The organism is Pseudomonas sp. GW821-FHT04C07 (genome assembly GCF_059420325.1).
On record NZ_JBWKTM010000001.1, the window covers coordinates 511,632 to 532,849 of the forward strand.

The window sequence follows — 21,218 nt, forward strand, 5'->3', positions numbered from 1 at the left end:
AACTTGCTCGGTTCCAGCATCCCCAGCCGGAACCGAGCATGCTGCACTCCCATCTCACGACCCTCAACGCGGTCTCACTGGTGCTCAGCACCTTCAAGGCTGAAGGTCTGTCCAGCGAAGCGCTGTTGGCCGGCAGCGGCATCAGTGCGACAGATCTGAGCCGTGCCGACACGCGAATCACCACTAATCAAGAAATGCAGGTTTGCGCCAATGCTGTCGCGCTCAAGCGCGAGATCGGCCTGGAGCTGGGCCGGCGCATGCATGTCTCTTCCTACGGCATGCTGGGTTATGCCCTGCTCACCAGTGCCACCTTCGGTGACGCTTTGCGTCTGGCGCTGCATTATCCGGCGCTATTGGGAACACTTTTCGAGTTGAGCCTCGAGGACGATGGCGAGCGCATCTGGCTCACGGCCGGCGACTATCGGGAAAACCCGGCGCTGGCGGAGTTCAACACCGAGTTCTGCCTGGTCTCGATGAAGGTCATCTGCGACGACCTGCTCGGCCACCCGCTGCCATTGCTCGGTGCCCGCTTCGAATATCCCGCACCGGACTACCAGACCCGCTACACCGAGCGCTTCGACTGCTCCTTGCAGTTCGATGCCACGGCCAATGGCTTTGCCTTCGACAAGCGGTGGCTCGACCAACCGTTGCCACTGGCCGACACCATTACCCACCAGGCCATGGCCGAGCGCTGCCGCAAACAGAACACCGAATTCACCGGACGTCAGGCCTGGCTGGGGCGAATCCGCCAACTGCTCGCCACGCAACTCAACGCTGCACCGGGACTTGAGGGCTTGGCCGAGCAAATGAACTGTTCGGCGCGCACTCTGCGCAGGCATCTCAAGGATCTGGGGTGCAGCTATCAGGAGCTGCTCGACGAGCTGCGCTTTGAGCGGGCCAAGCAAATGCTCCGCGAAGATCAGTTGCCGATTTACCAGATCGCCGAAAACCTGGGTTTCAGCGAAACCGCCAGTTTCCGCCATGCCTTCGTCCGCTGGAGCGGCGTTGCGCCGAGTCAGTTCCGGCCCTGAACCGAATATCGCAGCCTGCGGCAGCTCCTACGGGCGACGATCGTTCCCACGCTCCCGCGTGGGAATGCAGCCCGTGACGCTCCGCGTCGCAGCCGAAGCAGAGCGTCCAATGAGGCATTCCCACGCAGAGCGTGGGAACGATCATGTCTCCCGCGCCATTGAGGGGCGAATTTCGGACAAACAATTTGGCCATATCGATCCCCTTTTGGCCGCTCCTGCCGTTCTCTCAAACTCCGTGCGCCGCAAGACTGTGAGCAACCGAATCAGCCTGCGGAGAATAAGAAATGCTGACGATCTACTCGGATGATCACCACCTGCACCACGGCCGTTGTGAATTGATGGACGGGCAACTGATGCCCTGCTTCGAAATGCCCTCGCGCGCCGATCACGTTCTGCAGCGGGTCCAGTACCGCAGCCTGGGCCCGGTGCAAGCACCGCAGGATTTCGGTTTGGGGCCGATCCAGCGGATTCACTCCAGCGAATATCTGGACTTCTTCAAAGGCGCCTGGCAGCGCTGGACCGAGTTCGGTCGTGAGGGTGACTTGCTGCCCTACACCTGGCCGGCCCGCACCTTGCGCAGGGTGATCCCGAAAAGTCTGCATGGCCAACTCGGCTATTACAGCTTCGACGGCGGCGCGCCGATCACCGCCGGCACCTGGCAAGCCGCGTACAGCGCAGCGCAAGTCGCGCTCACAGCCCAGGCGGAAATCCAACGCGGCGCTCGCAGTGCTTTCGCCCTGTGCCGACCACCGGGACACCACGCTGCCAGCGACTTGATGGGCGGTTACTGCTACCTGAACAACGCGGCCATCGCCGCTCAGGCATTCCTCGATCAAGGCCATAAAAAGGTTGCCATCCTCGACGTCGACTACCACCACGGCAACGGCACCCAATCGATTTTCTATGAGCGCAGCGACGTGCTGTTTGCTTCGATCCATGGCCACCCGCAAGCCGAGTTTCCGTTCTTCCTCGGTTACGAAGACGAGCACGGAGAAGGTGCTGGCGAAGGTTTCAACTTCAACTACCCGCTGGCCGCCGGCAGCGGCTGGGACAGCTGGAGCGCTGCACTGGAACTGGCCTGCAAAGAGATCGAAAGCTACGGCGCCGATGTCGTGGTGGTTTCTCTGGGCGTCGACACCTTCAAGGACGACCCGATCTCCCAGTTCAAGCTCGACAGCCCGGACTACCTGCGCATGGGCGAACGTATCGCGCGTCTCGGCAAGCCGACGCTGTTCGTGATGGAAGGCGGTTACGCGGTAGAAGAAATCGGCATCAACGCCGTGAACGTTCTCGAAGGTTTCCAAAGCGCCCAATGAGGAATTAGAACAATGAACAGACTCAAGCGTTTTATCGCTCCAGCGCTCTGCGCCACAGTGCTCAGCGGCGCCGTACATGCTGAAGACCGCACCTTGCGGGTCTACAACTGGTTCGATTACATCACCCCCAAAACCCTCGAAGACTTCAAGGCCGAGACCAAGGTCAAACTGATCTACGACATCTTCGACACCAACGAAGCGCTGGAAGCCAAGCTGCTCACCGGCAACTCCGGTTATGACGTGGTGGTGCCGTCCAACGTGTTCCTGGCCAAGCAGATCGAAGCCGGGGTGTTCCAGCCACTGGACCGCAGCAAGCTGCCGAACTGGAACCACCTCGATCCCAAGCTGATGAAGCTGATCGAAGCCAACGACCCCGGCAACAAATACGCCGTGCCCTACATGTACGGCACCATCCTGATCGGTTTCAACCCGGACAAGATCAAGGCCGCGCTGGGCGACAACGCGCCGGTGGACAGCTGGGACCTGATCTTCAAGGAGGAGAACATCAGCAAACTCAAGCAGTGCGGCGTCGCTCTGCTCGACTCGCCGTCGGAGATCCTGCCGCTGGCCCTGCAACACCTCGGCCTGCCGCCCAACAGCACCAAGCCTGCGGACTACGCCAAAGCTGAAGCGCTGCTACTGAAGATTCGTCCGTACATCACCTACTTCCACTCCTCCAAGTACATGGCCGATATCGCCAACGGCGACATCTGCGTCGCGGTCGGTTATTCCGGCAGCTTCTCCCAGGCCGCCAACCGTGCCAAGGAAGCCAAGAACGGTGTCGTCGTCGATATGCGCCTGCCCAAAGAAGGCGCGCCGATCTGGTTCGACATGCTGTCGATCCCTAAAGGCGCCAAAGATCCGGAAGACGCTTACACCTTCATCAACTACCTGCTGCAACCGAAAGTGATCGCGCCAATCAGCGACTTCGTCGGCTACCCGAACCCGAACAAGGACGCCACCGATCTAGTCGACCCGGCGATCCGCACCAACCCCAACCTGTACCCGACCGAAGCGGCGATGAGCACGCTCTATACCCTGCAACCCTTGCCGCGTGATGCGGAGCGCGCACGTACCCGAGCCTGGACCAAGATCAAGTCCGGGACCTGAACCGAATGATTGCCGGGCATTGATGTCCGGAGAGCGAAACCGAAGACCCGCCACTGCGCGGGTCTTTCAATCCCGATCAGATCTCATCAACTCCAGACGCCCCGTAACCGCGTCAGTGCCGCCTCAATGGCCACTTCCGGCACCGCCGCAAACCCGAGCACCAACCCTGCCCGCTCCTCTACTGGCGTACTCGAATCCGGTAACCAGTAACGGCTCAAGCCACTGATCTCCACATCGACACTCGCGGCTTGTTCGATCAGCTCACGTTCGCGGGCCGGACTGTCCACCCGTACGGTCAGATGCAAACCCGCCGCCACACTGGGCAAACTGCCAACACCCGGGATATCCACAGGCCAACCGGCCAACAATGCATTGCGTCGACTCAACGCTGCGCGGCGCATCCGGCGGATATGCCGCTGAAAATGCCCGGCCGCCATGAACTCAGCCATCACCGCTTGGGTGCTGACCTCCGAGTGCCGCACATCCACTGCCCGACGTTGGGCGAAGGCCTCCACCAGCCCCATCGGCAACACCAGATAGCCCAGGCGCAACGCCGGAAACGCGACTTTGCCGAAAGTCCCGACATACAACACACGGCCCTGGCGATCCAGCGCGGCCAAGGGCGCCAGTGGTGCGCCGCTGTAACGGTATTCGCCGTCATAGTCGTCCTCGACGATCCAGCCTTGGGTGCGCTCGGCCCATGCCAGCAACTCCAGACGCCGCGCCAGACTCATGACCACCCCGGTCGGATACTGATGAGAGGGGGTGACATAGGCCAGCCGGCAATCGCTCAAAGTCGCCAATTGCGTGCAGTCCATGCCCTCGCTGTCCACCGCCACACCGCGCAACTGCGCCCCTGCCACGGCAAAGGCATGGCCGGCCGCGCGATAGCCCGGGTTTTCCACAGCCACCCCATCGCCGGGCTCCACCAGCAACTGTGCACAAAGGCTAATTCCCTGCTGCGCGCCACTGGTGATCACAATTTGTTCAGCGCTGCACTGCATGCCACGGGAGCTGCGCAAATATGCAGCGACCAGCCCGCGCAAGCGTGCGTCGCCTTCCGGCGCGCCATAACACAACTGCTGCAAATCCGGTTTTCGCCAGAAAGCCGCATTCAGCTTGGCCCAGACCTCGAACGGGAACAGATCAAAAGCCGGAACACCCACCCGAAAAGCGCGCGGAGGACCACCCGGCGGCCTGGTCAAATGGTGCTGCTCGACACGCTCAAGGGCACTGCTGTGGATAACTTTACTGGATGTAATCCCAGGTAAAACAGACGATTTTGTGGATAACCCTGTGGGTAAGCCTGTTGAAAACCCTGTGGATACTTTTGTGGATAGTTTTTTCACCGGGAGGGCTGTCTCCGGTAACAGAGCCACATAGGTGCCGTCACCCACGCGCCCTTCGATAAAGCCTTCGGCGTACAGCTGATCGTAGGCGCGAACTACGCTATTGCGGGAAATCGACAAGGCTGCGGCCAGGTCCCGGGTAGCAGGCAAACGCGTGCCGCTGGCCAGGCGTCCGTCCAGTACCCGCAAGCGCAAAGCCTGATAGAGCTGTCGACTCAAGCCCTGACGACGATCCAGTTCGATACCCGCCGGGTTGAACGACAAGGACAGCGGCGCAAGGGACATGGGCTGGGACCTCAAAAAATGGACCTATGAAATTTGTCATTAATGGCTCTTACAACAGACCAATAGCCTGCCTAGGATGCAGGCATTCGCCAAGGAATATTTCCATGTACACACCCAGCGCATTTGCCGAACAAGACGTGTTGCAACTGCACCAACAAATCCTCAGCACCCGGCTCGCGATGCTGATCACCCACGGCGCACAAGGCTTGCAAGCCAGCCATTTGCCGCTGTTGCTGAGCCCTGAGCAAGGGCCCAATGGCACCCTCTACGGGCATTTGGCCAGGGCCAATCGGCAATGGCAGGAACTGGAGGCCGGCGCTGAAGCACTGGTGATCTTCGCCGGGGCCGATGCTTATGTCAGCCCCTCGTTTTACCCGAGCAAAGCCGACCACGGCAAAGTCGTGCCGACCTGGAACTACGTCGCCGTACATGCCTATGGCAAGGCCGAAGTGTTCAGCGACGCGCACCGCTTGCGCAACCTGGTCAGCGCCCTGACCGATCGCCACGAAGCCGGTCGCGCCAAACCGTGGAAGGTCGACGATGCGCCGGCCCACTACATCGACGGCATGCTCAAGGCCATCGTCGGTATCGCTTTGCCGATCCAGCGTCTGGAAGGCAAACGCAAGCTCAGCCAGAACCGCAGTACCACAGACATCGCCGGTGTGCGTGAAGGGCTGGCCGCCAGTCCCGACCTGCACGACCAGGCCCTCGCCCACTTGATGCGTTAAGGAATAACCATGAGTCAGATCGAGATCCGCCCCGTCACCGCCAACGACCACGCCGCCTGGCAACCGTTGTGGCAAGCCTACCTGCGCTTCTACGACACTGAGTTGCCCGGCACTGTTTATCAGAGCACCTGGCAACGCTTACTCGATCCGAACGAACCAACCCACGCCGCCCTTGCCTGGCTCGACGGCAAGGCGGTGGGTCTGGTGCACTTCATTTACCACCGCTCCAACTGGAGCATCGAAAACGCCTGCTACCTGCAGGACCTGCTGGTCGTCCCGGAAACACGCGGCACCGGCGTCGGTCGGCAGCTGATTGAATTCGTCTATGACACCGCACGCGCTGACGGTTGCGCCAAGGTCCATTGGCTGACCCACGAGACCAATGCCACTGCTATTCGGCTCTACGAGCGCATCGCCGAGCGCCCTGGCTTCATCCAGTTTCGCAAAGGCCTTTAAGGTTTAAGGAGAGCAGCATGTCGAACCCACTCGCTCACTGGAAAGGCGTCCCTGCGCCCTCGGTGAAACTCATCGAAGGGCGCTTCATCCGCCTGGAGAAACTCGACCCGGCACGTCACGGCGATGGCCTGTGGCAAGCGCTACAAGGCCCGAATTCCGATCCAAAACTCTGGGACTATCTGCCTTATGGCCCCTTCGCCGAGCGCGATGCATTCGATGACTGGCTAAACAACCACGCGGCCAATAGCGACCCGTATTTTTTCACCGTGATCGACCGCGCCAGCGGCGACGTTCAGGGCATTCTCAGCCTGATGTCGATCGTCCCGGCCCAAGGCCGGATCGAAATCGGCCACGTTACCTTCGGCGCACCAATGCAGCGTTCACCGAAAAGTACGGAAGCGGTTTATCTGCTGGCCAAAGAGTCTTTTGCGTTGGGGTACCGCCGTCTGGAATGGAAGTGCAACAACGGCAATGCCCGCTCCAAGTACGCGGCTGAGCGTCTGGGCTTCAGTTTTGAAGGGGTGTTCCGCCAGCACATGGTGGTCAAAGGTCAAAACCGTGACACGGCGTGGTACTCGATCCTGGATTCGGAATGGCCGGCGATTGGGGCAGGGTTTGAGAAGTGGTTAAGCGAGGAAAATCAGGCGGGGTCTGGGCAGGTCAAGACGTTGGTGGAGTGTCGTCAGAATTCCTGACGATGATCGTTCCCACGCTCTGCGTGGGAATGCAGCCCGTGACGCTGCGCGCCACATTCAGGAGCGGACGCAGAGCGTCCAGTGAGGCATTCCCACGCGGAGCGTGGGAACGATCTTTACACCAGTTTCTGCGCCAACACCGCAATATGCTCCGGCCCTATCCCGCAGCAACCGCCCAGATGGCTGGCACCACGTTTCTGCCAATCGGCCGCCCATTGCAGGTATCCCGGCGGATCGAGGTCTTCACGCAATGGGTCCAGACCATCGTTGGCCGTGGCTTCTTTGGGCTGCGGCGGGAACGCGTTGGCGTAAGCGCCAATGTTGATTTTCACCCCCAACCGCTCAAACGTTTCCCGGGCTGCGTCGATCGCGGCCCCGATCACTTCCGGCTGGCTGCAATTGAACAACAAGGTTTCAACGCCCAGTTGCGCGGCGACAGCTGCGGCCTCGCTAACCGGCTCGCCGGAGCGCAAACGCGGTACTTCGTCGGTGTCTTCATCCTTCAAGGTGAATGACAACCAGAACGGCTTGCCATCCTTCGGCAGGCCCGCGTGAATCGCCCGGGCTTCGACGATAGAACTCTGGGTTTCCGCCAGCCACAGGTCCACATGCGGGGCCAGACCGGCCACCAACGGCGTCAGTAACTCGGACACCCGCGACGCATCGAACAGGTCCGGACGATAGGAACCGAACAGCGGTGGCAATGAGCCCGCCACACGCACCGGCTGCCTGGCGGCGTCGGCCGCACGACGCGCCAGTTCACCCGCCAATGCGGCGAGCGCCTGACCTTCAGCTGCAAAACGCTCTTCCCCAATATGAAACGGCACTACCGCATAGCTGTTGCTGGTAATAACGTTGGCACCGCTTTCGATATAAGCGATGTGAACCGCCTCAACCGCTTGCGGGGCTTCGCTCAAGGCCAGTGCTGACCACTCAGGCTGCCTGAACGGAGCGCCTCGGCGCTGCAGTTCACGACCCATGCCGCCATCCAGAATTACCGTGCTGCCTGCGCTCATATGCTTTTTACTCATATGCTTATGAAAATAACTCACTACCTGAGTCGTTCTTATAACTATTAAATACGCACCATTCAGTTAATAACAACCTCTTTTTTATTCAGGAACCACCCGTGAAACTTCAACCGCTGCTGGCCTTGGGCCTGACGATTCTCGCTGCCTCCACCCAGGTATTTGCCGGTGCCACGCTGGATCGCGTCGAACAAAAGAAAGAGCTGGTGGGCGTGCTGATGGAAAGTTATCCACCCTTCTCGTTCCTCAACGATCAGAACCAACTCGATGGTTTCGATGTTGACGTGGCCAAAGCCGTAGCAGACAAACTCGGCGTCAAACTGCGCCTCGAGACCCCGTCCTGGGATGTGATCGCCGCCGGGCGCTGGAGTGGTCGCTATGACATCTGCATCTGCTCCATGACCCCGAGCAAGGCACGCGCCGAGGTCTTCGATTTCCCGGTGGAGTACTACGCCTCACCGGCAGTGATCGTGGTCAATGCCAAGGATGACCGCATCCATAACGCCAAAGACCTGAGCAGCAAAAAAGTCGGCCTCACCAGCGCCTCCAGCTACGAAAGCTACCTGAACAAAAACCTGGTGATCGAAGGAGCCGAGGACACCCGGTTGCAGTACCCGTTCGAGGACGTGCAGATCGCCCCGTATGACACCGACAACGTCGCCTTCCAGGACCTGGGCCTGGGTGCCGGGGTTCGGCTGGACGCAATCCTTACCAACCTGGTAACCGCGCAACCGCGACTTACCGAAGACAAACGCTTCAAGCTTGCCGGTGAGCCGCTGTATTCGGAACCTAACTCGGTGGCCATCGAAAAAGGCGACGCGCAGTGGGACAGCAAAGTGCGTGAAGTCTTCGCCCAGCTGAAACAGGACGGCACCCTGACCAGGCTGTCGCAAAAATGGATCGGCGCCGACATCAGCAAATGACTTCTTTCCCCCAACCGCCTCAGCCGCCACAACCGGTGGCTGAGTCGTTGCTCAAACGTGTCTTTGGCTTTCGCACGCGCCTGTACCTGACCTGGGCGGCGATGCTCGGCTTGTTCGCGAGTTTTTTCCTGAGCTTCGACCTGAAGTTCTCGATCATCCTCGACAAACTGCCGAACCTGATCGGCCTGCATCTGGCGCCCAATGGCTTCTTGCAAGGCGCAGCGCTGACACTGTTTTTGTGTCTGGGCTCGATCGTCGCCTCGTCTCTGCTGGGCTTCATCACTGCCCTGGCGCGGCTGTCGAAGAGCGCGGTAGCGTTCGGCGTCGCGAGTTTTTACGCGTCGTTTTTTCGCGGCACACCGCTGTTGATTCAGATCCTGCTGATCTACCTCGGCCTGCCGCAACTGGGCATTGTCCCCGGCGCCATTGCGGCCGGGATCATCGCCTTGTCGCTGAACTACGGCGCGTACTTGAGCGAAATTTTTCGCGCCGGCATCCTCGGCGTACCCCACGGTCAGCGCGAAGCCTCGCTGGCACTGGGCATGCGCGAGACAGTGATCTTCTGGCGGGTCACCCTGCCGCAAGCCATGCGCACCATCATCCCACCCACCACCAACCAATTCATCTCGATGCTCAAAGACTCGTCACTGATCTCGGTGATGGGCGTCTGGGAAGTGATGTTCCTGGCTCAGTCCTACGGCCGCTCCAGCTACCGCTACATCGAAATGCTGAGCACGGCGGCGATCATCTACTGGTTGATGTCGATTGGTCTGGAGTTGATTCAGGCACGGATGGAGCGCCATTACGGGAAGGCGTATCAGCAGCGCAGCCAGATGACCGATTGAGCTTCCAGCCCAGTGCATCCAGGGCATCGCAGCCATCCTGAATCAGCAAATGCGCGGCGTTGGCGAAGTGTTCCAGGTCGTAGCCCTCGGCATCCTTCACGCTCAGGCAGGTGACGCTGTTGAGCAAATTACGTGCGGTCTTGATGCGGTGGATCGCGGTCTCGAAGAGATCGCAGGCGTCGGCGTCGAGGTTGAGGAATAAAGTGGGTTCGACGCTGAGGTTGCTTTGGAGGGGGGTGTAATTGAGCATGGCATTGATCTCATCTGTTAGGAAAACTTCCACCGTTCGCGGCTAAACGAATCAGGGTGGCAGCTGTACGCGGGTTAGCCGACCGGACAGATGAATCCGGCACACCCGAAGGTGTCCCACGCACAGCCGCCATAGACACAGACATGCCAGGCAGCAAAAAGCGCCGCGTCGAAACGGGCGCTTGTGCATCATCTATTCCGACCGGCTAAAGTCGATCACCGATTCGTCGGCGACGGGCGAACTATAGGCGAGCGCCTGCCCGATGTAAAACCCGGTCCCTGCATCCCAGACCGTTCCTACGCTCATGCCTCGCCACCCTCCGTAGCAGCTGCCGAAGGCTGCGTTCGGCTGCGTAGCAGTCGTAAAACCTGCGTGTGCGGTCAGTCAGATGAGTCGTGGTGTCCGAATTGCGACGGCTTCGCCGCCGAACGCAGCCTTCGGCAGCTGCTACGAGGGATCTCACCCGACGTAATTAAAGGTGTGATGCCCACGCTCAACTAATGTTCCTGCGAACCCTCACCACCCCCATCTGCAACCCAAAGGGCCGAAACACGGCATTCAGCGACTTGAGGGTCTGATTCCCTTCCCCATGCTCGATGTGCACCAGCGTGCGCACCGAAATTTTGCACATGCGGGAAAATTGGCTTTGATGCAGGCCGGTGACCTCCACTCGCAAACGGCGGACGGCCTCGCCGATTTCCAGAGTGCCTTCAGCCAGTCCTTGTTGAATGCTCTCGATCAGCAGAGCGCGAGCGTCAATGGAAAGCGTCATTTCAGCCCCCAGTTTTTTAAACGCTGCTCAAGGTTTTTCAAGGCGATACTCGGGTGGTTCATGGTGACGTCGGGCAAGCCGCTGGCCGCCAGAATGTCTGGCAGCGCCAGCAAGTGGTCAGCATCCTGTCGCAGGCGTTCGAACGCACCCTGCGGGTCGAGAATGCCAGCCAACGCGTCCTGCGGATCAGCGATATCAGCTAACGCATGGCACACACCGCGCCAGTCAATCTCACCGGCCACCTCCAGGTCTTTCGGCCATTTGGTGGTGCGCGTGACGCCCTCCTCATCCATCACCATCGGTGCCAGATCGTAGATCGGAGCGAGGCGAAAGGAATCCACATCGCGGATGATCGCCGTGTTACGCCCATGGTTATCCGAGTTACCGAGAATCTTGTTGAGCAAATCACGTCGCAGATAATCCGCCACCAGCTCCGGCACTTGATCCACCTGGCCAGCCTGTTTCCATAGATTTGCAAGGAGCTGAATCACCTCCAGATGATTCATATAGCTGCCGGGTGTGGTGACGCCGGCCAGCGAATAGATCGATTCGACCGCCAGCCGCTCGACGCCCTGTTCGGTCACCTTGCGGTCAAAGCGTTGCATCCATAGGCTCGGCTTGTTCGCCTCCTCCAGCGCCAGACCTTCTGCTGCAATGGTCTCGATTCCTAGGGTCTGCAACGCTTTGTAGTAGTGAAATTCACTTCTAAGAATGTCTTGATCAGTCTGTGCGGCTTTATTACGGGCGAACTTCACGAACCAATGACGCACCACTTCAGCGTCGCTCAGCACGGCGTCCGGGTACAGCAGGCCCGCGCGGTTTTCGGTCATCAACAGCTTGGGCGCTTCACCACCCGCCCCGGTCGCCCCACCAATGGCCGCTCCTTGCTCGTAGGCGTATTCCAGAAAGGAGTTATCGCGGGCAATCACTTCCTCCCGGCGAAATCCCATCGGTAATCGGTTATCCAACGCGTCAACCGACTCCTTGATCCGCATGTTGCCGATGGGCGCCGGGGTGCTTCGACCCAGCAAAAACAGGTCGGCACTCACCTCTTCAGGTTTTTCCTGGCCAATGCGCGCCATCAGGAAGCGCTTGGCCGCACCAGCCGGCGCGATGTCATGCAGGAAGGCGGGCGCTTTTTTCAGCGACACACTGTCCCAATCCAGCGGCAATCTGGCGCTGACGGCCCTGGCAAAGGGTGATGGGATGTAGTCGAAATTACCGGTGATGTAATCCTGCTTGTAAGCGAATCGGCACGGGCCTTCGAAGCCTTTTTGCGGCTCGGCAAATACCAAGGTCATGGCGTCTAGCCAATTTCCGACTGCGTAGATCTGGAGTGTCAGGGCGTACATAAGCAAACCTGCAATTTAATGCATCTTTGATGCGCTAAGTAACTCTTGGTTTGCAATATAGTGCAGATTCACTTCATCCACTCAACTTTAAAACGCAATAAAATGCAGTTCTTATCGTTATTATCGGAAAAAAACGCAATAAATTGCAGATAATGGCAAACGAGCTACTGACAGACCGCGTCATCGTTCTTCGCGAGCAAGCTCGGCTCCTACAGGACATCTGGGCAACCCGCCAGGACGGTGTTTCGGACAGACGAAAAAAAAGGGGAGCACATGCCCCCCCGAGGTTTAAAGCGTTTCAGTCAAAGGCTGTCAATCAGCCCTCGATCTCGATCAGGATTTCGCCAGGGTTGACCCGGTCGCCCTTGGCCACATGGATAGCGGTGACTTTGCCGGCGATGGCCGATTGAACTTCGGTTTCCATCTTCATCGCTTCGGTGATCAGCACCGCCTGGCCGGCTTTCACGGTGTCGCCTTCCTTGACCAGCACATCGACGATGTTGCCCGGCATGGTGGTACTGACGTGGCCCGGCGCGGAGGCCTGCTTGCGCTTGCTGCTACCGCCGCTGACGAATTCATTGAGCGGTTCGAACACCACTTCTTCCGGCATGCCGTCGATGGACAGGTAGAAGTGACGCTTGCCTTCAGCCTTGACGCCAACACCGGTGATGTCGACGCGGTAGGTTTCGCCGTGGACGTCGATGACGAACTCGGTCGGTACGCCTTCGCCACCGGCCGACCTCACGCCGCCGGCTTCCGGGATCGGCAGCAGCACTTCCGGGGTCAGGGTGCCGGCTTCGCGCTCTTCGAGGAACTTACGACCGATGTCCGGGAACATGGCGTAGGTCAGCACGTCTTCTTCGGACTTGGCCAACGCGCCGATGTCGCCACGTAGCTTGGTCATTTCCGGCTTGAGCAAATCGGCCGGACGCACGTCGATCACCTCTTCGCTGCCGATGGCCTGACGACGCAGTTTCTCGTTCACGGTACCCGGCGCCTTGCCGTAGCCGCCTTGCAGGTAGAGCTTCACTTCGTTGGTAATGGTTTTGTAACGCTCGCCAGCCAGCACGTTGAAGAACGCCTGAGTGCCGACAATCTGCGAGGTCGGGGTTACCAGCGGCGGGAAGCCGAGGTCCTCACGAACCCGCGGGATCTCCGCCAGCACTTCGCTCATGCGGTTCAGCGCGCCCTGCTCTTTCAACTGGTTGGCCAGGTTGGAAATCATCCCGCCCGGTACCTGGTTGACTTGCACGCGGGTGTCGACGGCGGTGAATTCGCTTTCGAACTGGTGATATTTCTTACGCACGGCGTAGAAATACAGACCGATTTCCTGCAAAAGCTCCAGGCTCAGGCCGGTGTCGAATTCGCTGCCTTTAAGGGCGGCGACCATCGACTCGGTACCCGGATGGCTGGTGCCCCAGGCGAAACTGGAGATCGCAGTGTCGATATGGTCGGCACCGTTTTCGATGGCCTTGAGTTGGCACATCGCAGCCAAACCGGCGGTGTCATGGGAGTGGACGAACACAGGCAGCGATTGCTCGGCTTTCAGCGCCTTGACCAGTTCGCCAGTGGCGTACGGGGTCAGCAGGCCGGCCATGTCCTTGATCGCAACAGAGTCGCAACCCATGGCTTCCATTTGCTTGGCTTGCGCCACGAAGGCCTCGATGGTGTGCACCGGGCTGGTGGTGTAGGCGATGGTGCCCTGGGCGTGTTTGCCGGCAGCTTTCACCGCTTCGATGGCAACGCGCAGGTTACGCACGTCGTTCATGGCGTCGAAGATGCGGAACACGTCGATGCCGTTGACCGCGGCCTTGGCGACGAAGGCTTTGACTACGTCGTCGCTGTAGTGGCGGTAGCCCAGCAGGTTCTGACCACGCAGAAGCATTTGCAGACGGGTGTTAGGCAAGGCCGCACGCAGTTTGCGCAGGCGCTCCCACGGGTCTTCTTTCAGGAAGCGCACGCAGGCGTCGAAAGTCGCGCCGCCCCAGACTTCCAGCGACCAGTAGCCGACTTTGTCGAGCTTGTCGCAGATCGGCAGCATGTCTTCGGTGCGCATGCGGGTCGCGAGCAGCGATTGGTGGGCGTCGCGCAGGATCGTGTCAGTAACGTGAATTTTCTTGGTCATGATTATTCCTCACAGGCCTGCGTGGGCGGCGATGGCGGCGGCGATGGCCAGGGCCAGCTCTTCGGGTTTGCGCTTGATCGAGTAGTTGGTCAGCTCAGGGTGGCTTTCAACGAAGCTGGTGTTGAACTGACCGCTACGGAATTCCGGGTTACGCAGGATTTCCTGGTAGTAGGCGGCGGTGGTCTTGACCCCTTGCAGACGCATGTCGTCGAGGGCGCGCAAACCACGGTCCATCGCCTCTTCCCAGGTCAACGCCCACACCACCAGTTTCAGGCACATGGAATCGTAGAACGGCGGGATGGTGTAACCGGTGTAGATCGCCGTATCCGTGCGCACGCCGGGACCGCCGGGTGCGTAGTAACGAGTGATCTTGCCGAAACTCGGCAGGAAGTTGTTTTTCGGGTCTTCGGCGTTGATCCGGAACTGCAGCGCAAAACCGCGGTGCTGGATGTCTTCCTGTTTCACCGAAAGCGGCAGACCGGAAGCGATGCGAATCTGTTCGCGAACAATGTCGATGCCGGTGATTTCTTCGGTAATGGTGTGCTCTACCTGGACCCGGGTGTTCATCTCCATGAAGTACACCTCGCCCTCGGCGAGCAGGAACTCCACGGTACCGGCGTTCTCGTAGCCCACAGCCTTGGCTGCGCGCACCGACAGGTCGCCGATGTAGGCGCGCTGTTCAGGGGTCAGTTGCGGGCTTGGGGCGATCTCGATCAGTTTCTGGTTGCGGCGCTGGATCGAGCAATCACGTTCGAACAGGTGAACCACGTTGCCAAAGCTGTCGCCGAGGATCTGCGCTTCGATGTGCTTTGGATTGACGATGCATTTTTCCAGGAAGACTTCCGCCGAACCAAACGCCTTGGTCGCTTCGGAAATCACCCGCGGGAAAGCTTGCTCCAGCTCTTCGCGGCTGTTGCAGCGACGAATACCGCGGCCACCACCACCGGAGGTGGCCTTGAGCATCACCGGGTAACCGATGCGGTCGCCTTCGACCAACGCTTCGGCGATGTCCGCGACGTTGCCTTCGGTGCCCGGGGTCACTGGCACGCCAGCCTTGATCATGCTGCGGCGCGCTTCAGTCTTGTCGCCCATGCGGCGAATCACTTCTGCCGACGGACCAATGAATTTGATACCGCGCTCGGCGCAGATTTCTGCCAGTTCAGCGTTTTCCGACAGGAAACCGTAACCTGGGTGCAATGCATCGCAACCGGTTTCCACTGCCAGGTTCACCAGCTTGCGCGGATTCAGGTAACCGGCCAGGGGTTCGGCACCAACGCTGTGGGCTTCATCCGCGCGCTTCACATGCAATGCATGGCGATCGGCGTCAGAATAGATCGCGACCGAGCGAATGCCCATCTCGGCGCACGCACGCACGATTCGTACGGCAATTTCCCCACGGTTGGCGATCAGGATTTTTTTTATCACTTGGAGGTTCCCTTGAGCCGATGGCACTGACGACCTGCTAAACCAGGTCGGCGCGTGACTAAATGTTTCAGTTCAGTCGCATAGCCACACTATCCCGCTCAAGGAATTAACAAAAATCAATAATAATTGGGCCGCTCATAAGCAAAGACTTATAGTTGACGGACAAGCCTGCGGCCAGAGTTTCTAAAAATGCGTAAGTCCTTGATGCGTATGACATTGCGCCAGCTTCAGATTTTCAATGAAGTCTGCGATCTACGGTCCTACAGCCGTGCAGCTGAGGAAATGTCTCTCACACAGCCGGCCGTCAGCCTGCAAATTCGTCAGCTGGAAGAGCTGATTGGTCAGCCATTGTTCGATTATGTAGGCAAAAAACTCTACATGACCGAAGCCGCTGAAGCCCTGCAACGGGCCAGCCGGGATATTTTCGGGCGCCTGGAAAACCTCGACATGCAGCTCTCGGACATGCAGGGCTCACTGCAGGGGCAACTGAAACTGGCAGTGGAATCCAGCGCCAAGTACTTCGTGCCGCACCTGTTCGCCGCCTTCAAGCGCCAGCATCCAGAGGTCAACCTGCAGCTGACCGTGATCAACCGCGCACAGGCCATTCGGCGCCTCTCGGATAACCGCGACGACCTGGTGATCATGTCCATGGTCCCGCAGGACATGGGCCTGGAGTTCCTGCCGTTCCTCAACAACCCGATCATCGCCGTGGCGCCGCCGGACCATCCGCTATGCCACATGGGGCCGCTGCGTTTGCAGGATCTCGAACCCTATACGCTGCTGCTGCGCGAGCAAGGCTCGGGCACACGACTGGCGTGTGAGGAGTATTTCAAGGAGAAGCGTGTGCACTTCACACAAACCCTGGAGGTCGCTTCGGCGGAAGCTCAGCGCGAGTGTGTGGTGGCAGGTTTGGGCGTAGCACTGTTGACGCGCCACGCCCTGAACCTTGAGTTGGCAACCGGCACGCTCAAAGAGTTGCCGGTGGAGGAGTTACCACTGTACCGCAGTTGGTGCGTGGTACAGGCCAAAGCCAAGCGCCTGTCACCGGTGGCGCATGCGTTCCTGGGGTTTATCCGCAGCGAACGGGTGCAGATCAGCGGGCTGGTTGAGCGTTTCGACGGGAAGTTGCCGGCGCTGCCTGCCAGTAATTGAGCTCCGCCGAGTCGGGAAAGTCACCAATCTCGGCGAGCAACTGACGCTGCTCACAACGGTGCTCAATCGCGCGACGGAATGCCATGCGGCGCTGATCTTCCTGCTGACGGCGGGTTTTGACGGCGCTGTTGCGTTCTTCGTAGTGCTGGGCCATTTCGAGTCTCCCAAGACGAGTACGGGAGTTACACGATGGACGTCAGGGATGACGATTTGGCTGCGCGGGGATTACAAGGATGTGAAAGTTACCGGGCGGCGATAGTGCAAGCCTCACCCTTACAGGGATTTGTGGCGCTCTTGTAGGAGCGAGGCTTGCCCGCGATAAGGTCGGAACGACCTTCCAGCAATCAATCGTCCAGCGCTTTGACCGACTTGGGCGACAGACGCAAGCTGCGCAGGCTACGTTTGACGCTTTTGAGGTGGTTGACCAGGCTTGGGCCACGGGCCATGGCTACGCCCATCGCCAACACGTCGATCACCACAAGGTGAGCAATACGCGAAGTCAGCGGCGTGTAGATTTCGGTGTCTTCATGCACGTCGATCGCCAGGTTGACAGTCGACAGCTCGGCCAACGGCGTCTGGCTCGGGCACAAGGTGATCAGCGTCGCGCCGCTTTCGCGGACCAGGTTGGCGGTGATCAACAGGTCTTTGGAGCGCCCGGACTGGGAAATACAGATCGCCACGTCGGTAGGTTTCAGCGTCACCGCCGACATCGCCTGCATGTGCGGGTCGGAATAGGCTGCGGCGGTCAGCAGCAAGCGGAAGAATTTGTGCTGAGCATCCGCCGCCACCGCGCCAGATGCACCAAAGCCGTAGAATTCGACGCGCTGGGCCTGGGACATGGCGGTGACCGCACGCTGCAAGGCCGCCGGGTCGAGCTTCTCGCGCACTTCCATCAGCGTATGCAGGGTAGTGTCGAAAATCTTCAGACTGTAGTCGGCAACCGAGTCGTCTTCATGGATCGCGAACTGCCCGAAGCTCGCACCTGCCGCCAGGCTTTGCGCCAGTTTCAGCTTCAAGTCCTGGAAGCCCGAACAGCCGATGGCACGGCAGAAGCGCACGATGGTCGGCTCGCTGATGCCAACGCTGTGGGCAAGATCGGCCATGGAACTGTGCATCACAGCCGCGGGGTCAAGCAGCACATGATCGGCGACCTTGAGCTCCGACTTGCGTAACAGGTGGCGTGACTGGGCGATGTGTTGCAACAGATTCAAAGGGCTGGACTCGTTGTTATTGGCAGACGCCAGGGATGTAGCCATTTTGTAGTTATACTACATGAATGCGCTTTTTGCCCGCTCAATGCGTAACTGAATCGCCTTGCCGCCCCCTATTTTGGCCGGCCGCGCGCTATGTAGCAGCTGGCGCAGCCTGCGTTCGGCCGCGAAGCGGTCGTAAAATTTACGACCGCAATTTTCCTGAAAGCTGCATTCATCCAATCTACGGCCGCTTCGCAGCCGAACGCAGCCTTCGGCAGCGGCTACAAAAAGCGCTCATCCGCGCGCAATAAATCCGCCAACCCCGCGGCTTCCACCGGCCGGCTAATCAGATACCCCTGCACTTCATCACAGCCCTCAGCCTTGAGAAACTCAAGCTGCTCCGGACGCTCGACCCCTTCAGCCACCACTTTGAGTGACAGCCCATGGGCCATGGCGATGATTGCCCGGGTGATCGCCGCGTCTCCACTACCCTCGGCCAAACCGCGAATAAACGCTTGATCGATCTTCACGTAGTCCACCGGAATGCGCTTGAGGTAACTCAACGACGAATACCCGGTACCGAAGTCGTCAATCGCCAGTTTCACTCCCAGATCACGCAGTTGCTGGAAGGTGGCGATGATGTGCTCGACGCTGTCCAGCAGTTGGCTTTCGGTCAGTTCGAGCTCCAGGTAGTGCGGCGCCAGACCGGTTTCCTCAAGCACCTGGCGAACCAGACTGACCAGCTTGCCCTGACGCAATTGATGCACCGACAGATTGACCGAGACCCGGATCGGCTCCAGCCCCTGACGTTGCCATTCGCAGGCTTGCCAGCAGGCCTGACGCAACACGAACTCGCCGATCGGACCGATCAGCCCGGTTTCTTCGGCAAGCCCGATAAAGTCGCCTGGCGGCACCCGCCCCATGGTCGGGTGATCCCAGCGAACAAGGGCTTCAGCGGCATTCAAGCGGCCCGTCGCCAGACACAGCTTCGGTTGGTAGAACACCATCAACTGCTGCTCTTCGATTGCCTTGCGCAGCTGGTTTTCCAGTTGCAGGCGTTCCAGAGTGCTGGCTTGCAGACTTTCGGTGTAGAACTGGAAATTGTTGCCGCCCAAATGTTTGGCATGTTGCATGGCCATATTCGACTGACTGACCAACGTCGAAATGTCCCGTGCATTGTCCGGCAACATGCTGATACCCATCGAGGCACTGACCACCAGCTCATGCCCTTCCACCGTCAGCGGCAACCGCAGCTTGGTCGCTAGCCGGGTCGCTACCCGGGCCAGGCTGGACAAGTTGCCATAAGCGTCGAACAGCACCGCAAATTCATCGCCGGATAAACGCGCGATGGTGTCGGCCTCCGGTAGCGCATTGACCAGTCGGCGTGCCATTTTCTGCAACAACTGGTCGGCGATTTCATGGCCTAGGCTGTCATTGAGCAACTTGAAGCGATCAAGATTGATATGCAGCAACGCCAGGCTTCGGCCACCCTGGCGCACCCGCTGATGGGCGTCGTGCAGCCGCTCGCGGAACAGTGAGCGATTGGCCAAACCGGTCAGTTCGTCGTAATGGGTCAAATAGCGCATGCGCTCTTCGGATTCGCGTCGGGCGGAGAGATCGGTGAAAAAGCCGACGATATGGCTAACATTTCCTCGAACATCGCGCACGACGTTGAGCTGGAGCCATTGCGGATACAGCTCGCCGTTCTTGCGCGCCTCGACCAACTCCCCCTGCCAACTGCCGTGTTGCTCCAGAGCCTGATGGATCACCGGGTAGTACCGGCGCGCGTCACGACTGCCAGGCAACTCGACGACGTTACGCCCGAGCATGTCTTCGATCTGGTAACCGGTCACCCGGCTGAACGCCTGATTGACCGCGATTAACGCGTAATTCGGATCGAGAATCACGATACCTTCGCTGGCCGCTTCGAACACCGTGGCCGCCAGCCGACGCTGCTCTTCCAGCTCTTTGCTGGTGCTGATGTCGCGTCGGGTACCGACCATACGGATTACTCGACCGTTTTCCCCTCGCTCCACTGCCCGCCCGCGGTCCTCGATCCACACCCAATGCCCGTCGCCATGGCGCACGCGGTACTCAATAGAATAATCCTCGGTGCGGCCCTTCAAATGCTCGACCAGTGCGCGCTTGAGCGGCAGCAGATCCTGTGGATGCAAACGCGGCTTGAGATGGCTGAGCATCGCAGTCACGTACTCCGGCTCCAGGCCAAACAGCTCTTTAAGCTGCGTGTGATGCACCTCGTCGGTTTGCAGATTCCAGTCCCACAACCCCAATTCACTGGCCTTTAAGGCCAACCCCAGACGCGCTTCGCTTTTGCTCAAGGCCTGATTCGCCGCGTCCAGTTCCAGGCTGCGTTGCGAAACCCGGCTTTGCAGACTGGTCTGAGCCTCACGCAGTTGCTCTTCGGCACTGCGACGCTGGTCGATTTCCCGGGCCAGTTCCTGGTTCAGCTGTTCGCTGCGACTTTGCGCTTGCTGTAAATGCTCGATCAGCGCCTGGTTCTGGAAGCGCCGCTGCAAACCATGATGAATCAACCGATTAACCTGCCAGGCGACGACACTCAAGGAGGCCAGCAGAATCACCCCCAGCCAGCCCCAGCCTTGCTGCTGTTCGTCACCACCCCAGAATAAATAGCCAATTGCCGGCAACAGACACGGCAAGGTAAAGGACAGGAACGCCGGCAGACTGACTGCATAGGCGACGCTGGCCGAAAGCGTCGCCGCACCGATCAGGCCAAAGACCCAGGCCTGTTGCAGGAAACTGTCGGTCGGCACCAGGGCGATGCCGGCACAAGCCAGGGTCAAACCGCTCATGCCGGAGCCAAGCAGGAACATCCGCCGCCAGATCGGCTGCGCCTGGCGGCTCGGCATTGCGGAGTCGAAGGCCGCTACCTGAATGACCCGTAGCGCCACCAATGTCAGCAGCCAGACCAGCCAAATGCTGACCAGCAAATAGCGCTGCGGGCTCCAGAGCAACCAGACGCAGACCAGACCATTGAGCAACATGAACAACGTGGGCAGCAGCGAGCCTTGATAAAGCAAACGCGTGCGTTCGACCGCCATCTCCATGGCGTAGTGCTTGCGTATAACCCGCGGTTCCACAGAGGGGCCCGGCAGGCCAGGGCTGAGTGTCATAGGCAATGTTCTTATAATGGTGAGCCCGAAA

General features: G+C 59.5%; 19 protein-coding genes. 9 read left to right on the plus strand and 10 right to left on the minus strand.

Going from position 1 to position 21,218, the window contains the following annotated elements:
* The first annotated feature begins 38 nt into the window (after positions 1-38).
* The 3 genes from AC07UI_RS02435 to AC07UI_RS02445 all read left to right on the plus strand — a co-directional run bounded on the left by AC07UI_RS02435 (position 39) and on the right by AC07UI_RS02445 (position 3,457).
* Positions 39-1,031, plus strand: a complete 993-nt coding sequence (locus AC07UI_RS02435) for an AraC family transcriptional regulator (protein WP_494990957.1) — start codon at positions 39-41, stop codon at positions 1,029-1,031.
* Positions 1,032-1,315: 284 nt separating this feature from the next.
* Complete coding sequence (locus AC07UI_RS02440) at positions 1,316-2,347, plus strand: histone deacetylase family protein (RefSeq protein ID WP_494990958.1); 1,032 nt, start codon at positions 1,316-1,318, stop codon at positions 2,345-2,347.
* A 12-nt stretch (positions 2,348-2,359) separates the two neighbouring features.
* Positions 2,360-3,457, plus strand: a complete 1,098-nt coding sequence (locus AC07UI_RS02445; protein WP_494990959.1) for a polyamine ABC transporter substrate-binding protein — start codon at positions 2,360-2,362, stop codon at positions 3,455-3,457.
* A gap of 86 nt (positions 3,458-3,543) precedes the next feature.
* On the opposite strand, the gene pdxR is transcribed toward AC07UI_RS02445, so the two are convergent.
* Complete coding sequence (gene pdxR / locus AC07UI_RS02450) at positions 3,544-5,091, minus strand: MocR-like pyridoxine biosynthesis transcription factor PdxR (protein ID WP_494990960.1); 1,548 nt, start codon at positions 5,089-5,091, stop codon at positions 3,544-3,546.
* 104 nt (positions 5,092-5,195) lie between these two features.
* Here pdxR and AC07UI_RS02455 point away from each other — a divergent pair, with 104 nt between their 5' ends.
* From AC07UI_RS02455 to AC07UI_RS02465, 3 genes are read left to right on the plus strand one after another with little or no spacing between them, the layout of a single operon-like run.
* A complete protein-coding gene (locus AC07UI_RS02455; protein WP_494990961.1) occupies positions 5,196-5,819 on the plus strand; it encodes an FMN-binding negative transcriptional regulator in 624 nt (207 codons plus the stop codon).
* Between the two features lie 9 nt (positions 5,820-5,828).
* Positions 5,829-6,275, plus strand: a complete 447-nt coding sequence (locus AC07UI_RS02460; protein ID WP_494990962.1) for a GNAT family N-acetyltransferase — start codon at positions 5,829-5,831, stop codon at positions 6,273-6,275.
* A 17-nt stretch (positions 6,276-6,292) separates the two neighbouring features.
* On the plus strand, positions 6,293-6,970 hold the full coding sequence (locus AC07UI_RS02465; RefSeq protein ID WP_494990963.1) for a GNAT family N-acetyltransferase: 678 nt from the start codon (positions 6,293-6,295) through the stop codon (positions 6,968-6,970).
* Between the two features lie 116 nt (positions 6,971-7,086).
* Here AC07UI_RS02465 and AC07UI_RS02470 read toward each other — a convergent pair whose 3' ends face one another.
* Positions 7,087-7,986 carry a homocysteine S-methyltransferase family protein gene (locus tag AC07UI_RS02470; RefSeq protein WP_494990964.1) on the minus strand — a complete coding sequence of 300 codons (900 nt, stop codon included), beginning with the start codon at positions 7,984-7,986 and terminating at the stop codon, positions 7,087-7,089.
* 113 nt (positions 7,987-8,099) lie between these two features.
* On the opposite strand from AC07UI_RS02470, the gene AC07UI_RS02475 reads away from it, so the two are divergent.
* Positions 8,100-8,921, plus strand: coding sequence for an ABC transporter substrate-binding protein (locus AC07UI_RS02475; RefSeq protein WP_494990965.1), 822 nt, complete (start codon positions 8,100-8,102; stop codon positions 8,919-8,921).
* A complete protein-coding gene (locus tag AC07UI_RS02480; RefSeq protein WP_494990966.1) occupies positions 8,918-9,766 on the plus strand; it encodes an amino acid ABC transporter permease in 849 nt (282 codons plus the stop codon). Before AC07UI_RS02475 ends, AC07UI_RS02480 begins: the two co-directional genes overlap by 4 nt.
* Here AC07UI_RS02480 and AC07UI_RS02485 read toward each other — a convergent pair.
* From AC07UI_RS02485 to AC07UI_RS02505, 5 genes are all read right to left on the minus strand, one after another.
* Positions 9,666-10,016: a hypothetical protein gene (locus AC07UI_RS02485; protein WP_494990967.1), complete on the minus strand. Its 351-nt coding sequence runs from the start codon at positions 10,014-10,016 to the stop codon at positions 9,666-9,668. The two genes, AC07UI_RS02480 and AC07UI_RS02485, sit on opposite strands and share 101 nt — an antisense overlap.
* 493 nt (positions 10,017-10,509) lie before the next feature.
* Positions 10,510-10,788, minus strand: coding sequence for a helix-turn-helix domain-containing protein (locus AC07UI_RS02490; RefSeq protein WP_494990968.1), 279 nt, complete (start codon positions 10,786-10,788; stop codon positions 10,510-10,512).
* Positions 10,785-12,140, minus strand: coding sequence for a type II toxin-antitoxin system HipA family toxin (locus AC07UI_RS02495; RefSeq protein WP_494990969.1), 1,356 nt, complete (start codon positions 12,138-12,140; stop codon positions 10,785-10,787). The genes AC07UI_RS02490 and AC07UI_RS02495 overlap by 4 nt, the downstream gene beginning before the upstream one ends.
* Before the next feature lie 316 nt (positions 12,141-12,456).
* On the minus strand, positions 12,457-14,265 hold the full coding sequence (gene oadA / locus AC07UI_RS02500) for a sodium-extruding oxaloacetate decarboxylase subunit alpha (protein ID WP_494990970.1): 1,809 nt from the start codon (positions 14,263-14,265) through the stop codon (positions 12,457-12,459).
* Positions 14,266-14,274: 9 nt separating this feature from the next.
* Complete coding sequence (locus AC07UI_RS02505) at positions 14,275-15,690, minus strand: acetyl-CoA carboxylase biotin carboxylase subunit (RefSeq protein WP_494990971.1); 1,416 nt, start codon at positions 15,688-15,690, stop codon at positions 14,275-14,277.
* Positions 15,691-15,879: 189 nt separating this feature from the next.
* Between AC07UI_RS02505 and AC07UI_RS02510 the strand changes: the two genes are divergently transcribed.
* Positions 15,880-16,842 carry a LysR family transcriptional regulator gene (locus AC07UI_RS02510; RefSeq protein WP_494990972.1) on the plus strand — a complete coding sequence of 321 codons (963 nt, stop codon included), beginning with the start codon at positions 15,880-15,882 and terminating at the stop codon, positions 16,840-16,842.
* On the opposite strand, the gene AC07UI_RS02515 is transcribed toward AC07UI_RS02510, so the two are convergent.
* From AC07UI_RS02515 to AC07UI_RS02525, 3 genes are all read right to left on the minus strand, one after another.
* On the minus strand, positions 16,784-16,996 hold the full coding sequence (locus AC07UI_RS02515; RefSeq protein WP_494990973.1) for a PA3496 family putative envelope integrity protein: 213 nt from the start codon (positions 16,994-16,996) through the stop codon (positions 16,784-16,786). The genes AC07UI_RS02510 and AC07UI_RS02515 overlap by 59 nt on opposite strands.
* Before the next feature lie 190 nt (positions 16,997-17,186).
* The gene (gene hexR, locus AC07UI_RS02520; protein WP_494990974.1) at positions 17,187-18,053 is read right to left on the minus strand and encodes a transcriptional regulator HexR; all 867 of its coding nucleotides are present in this window, start codon (positions 18,051-18,053) and stop codon (positions 17,187-17,189) included.
* 263 nt (positions 18,054-18,316) lie between these two features.
* Entirely contained in the window at positions 18,317-21,187 is a 2,871-nt protein-coding gene (locus AC07UI_RS02525; RefSeq protein ID WP_494990975.1) for a putative bifunctional diguanylate cyclase/phosphodiesterase, read from the minus strand.
* Between the last annotated feature and the right edge of the window lie 31 nt (positions 21,188-21,218).

Coding starts and splice junctions, on each gene's coding strand:
- AC07UI_RS02495 (WP_494990969.1), bottom strand. CDS start 12,140: ATGTACGCCCTGACACTCCAGATCTACGCAGTCGGAAATTGGCTAGAC.
- AC07UI_RS02510 (WP_494990972.1), top strand. CDS start 15,880: ATGCGTAAGTCCTTGATGCGTATGACATTGCGCCAGCTTCAGATTTTC.
- AC07UI_RS02525 (WP_494990975.1), bottom strand. CDS start 21,187: ATGACACTCAGCCCTGGCCTGCCGGGCCCCTCTGTGGAACCGCGGGTT.
- AC07UI_RS02515 (WP_494990973.1), bottom strand. CDS start 16,996: ATGGCCCAGCACTACGAAGAACGCAACAGCGCCGTCAAAACCCGCCGT.
- AC07UI_RS02460 (WP_494990962.1), top strand. CDS start 5,829: ATGAGTCAGATCGAGATCCGCCCCGTCACCGCCAACGACCACGCCGCC.
- AC07UI_RS02490 (WP_494990968.1), bottom strand. CDS start 10,788: ATGACGCTTTCCATTGACGCTCGCGCTCTGCTGATCGAGAGCATTCAA.
- AC07UI_RS02435 (WP_494990957.1), top strand. CDS start 39: ATGCTGCACTCCCATCTCACGACCCTCAACGCGGTCTCACTGGTGCTC.
- AC07UI_RS02480 (WP_494990966.1), top strand. CDS start 8,918: ATGACTTCTTTCCCCCAACCGCCTCAGCCGCCACAACCGGTGGCTGAG.
- AC07UI_RS02465 (WP_494990963.1), top strand. CDS start 6,293: ATGTCGAACCCACTCGCTCACTGGAAAGGCGTCCCTGCGCCCTCGGTG.
- AC07UI_RS02485 (WP_494990967.1), bottom strand. CDS start 10,016: ATGCTCAATTACACCCCCCTCCAAAGCAACCTCAGCGTCGAACCCACT.
- AC07UI_RS02455 (WP_494990961.1), top strand. CDS start 5,196: ATGTACACACCCAGCGCATTTGCCGAACAAGACGTGTTGCAACTGCAC.
- AC07UI_RS02470 (WP_494990964.1), bottom strand. CDS start 7,986: ATGAGCGCAGGCAGCACGGTAATTCTGGATGGCGGCATGGGTCGTGAA.
- AC07UI_RS02440 (WP_494990958.1), top strand. CDS start 1,316: ATGCTGACGATCTACTCGGATGATCACCACCTGCACCACGGCCGTTGT.
- oadA (WP_494990970.1), bottom strand. CDS start 14,265: ATGACCAAGAAAATTCACGTTACTGACACGATCCTGCGCGACGCCCAC.
- AC07UI_RS02445 (WP_494990959.1), top strand. CDS start 2,360: ATGAACAGACTCAAGCGTTTTATCGCTCCAGCGCTCTGCGCCACAGTG.
- pdxR (WP_494990960.1), bottom strand. CDS start 5,091: ATGTCCCTTGCGCCGCTGTCCTTGTCGTTCAACCCGGCGGGTATCGAA.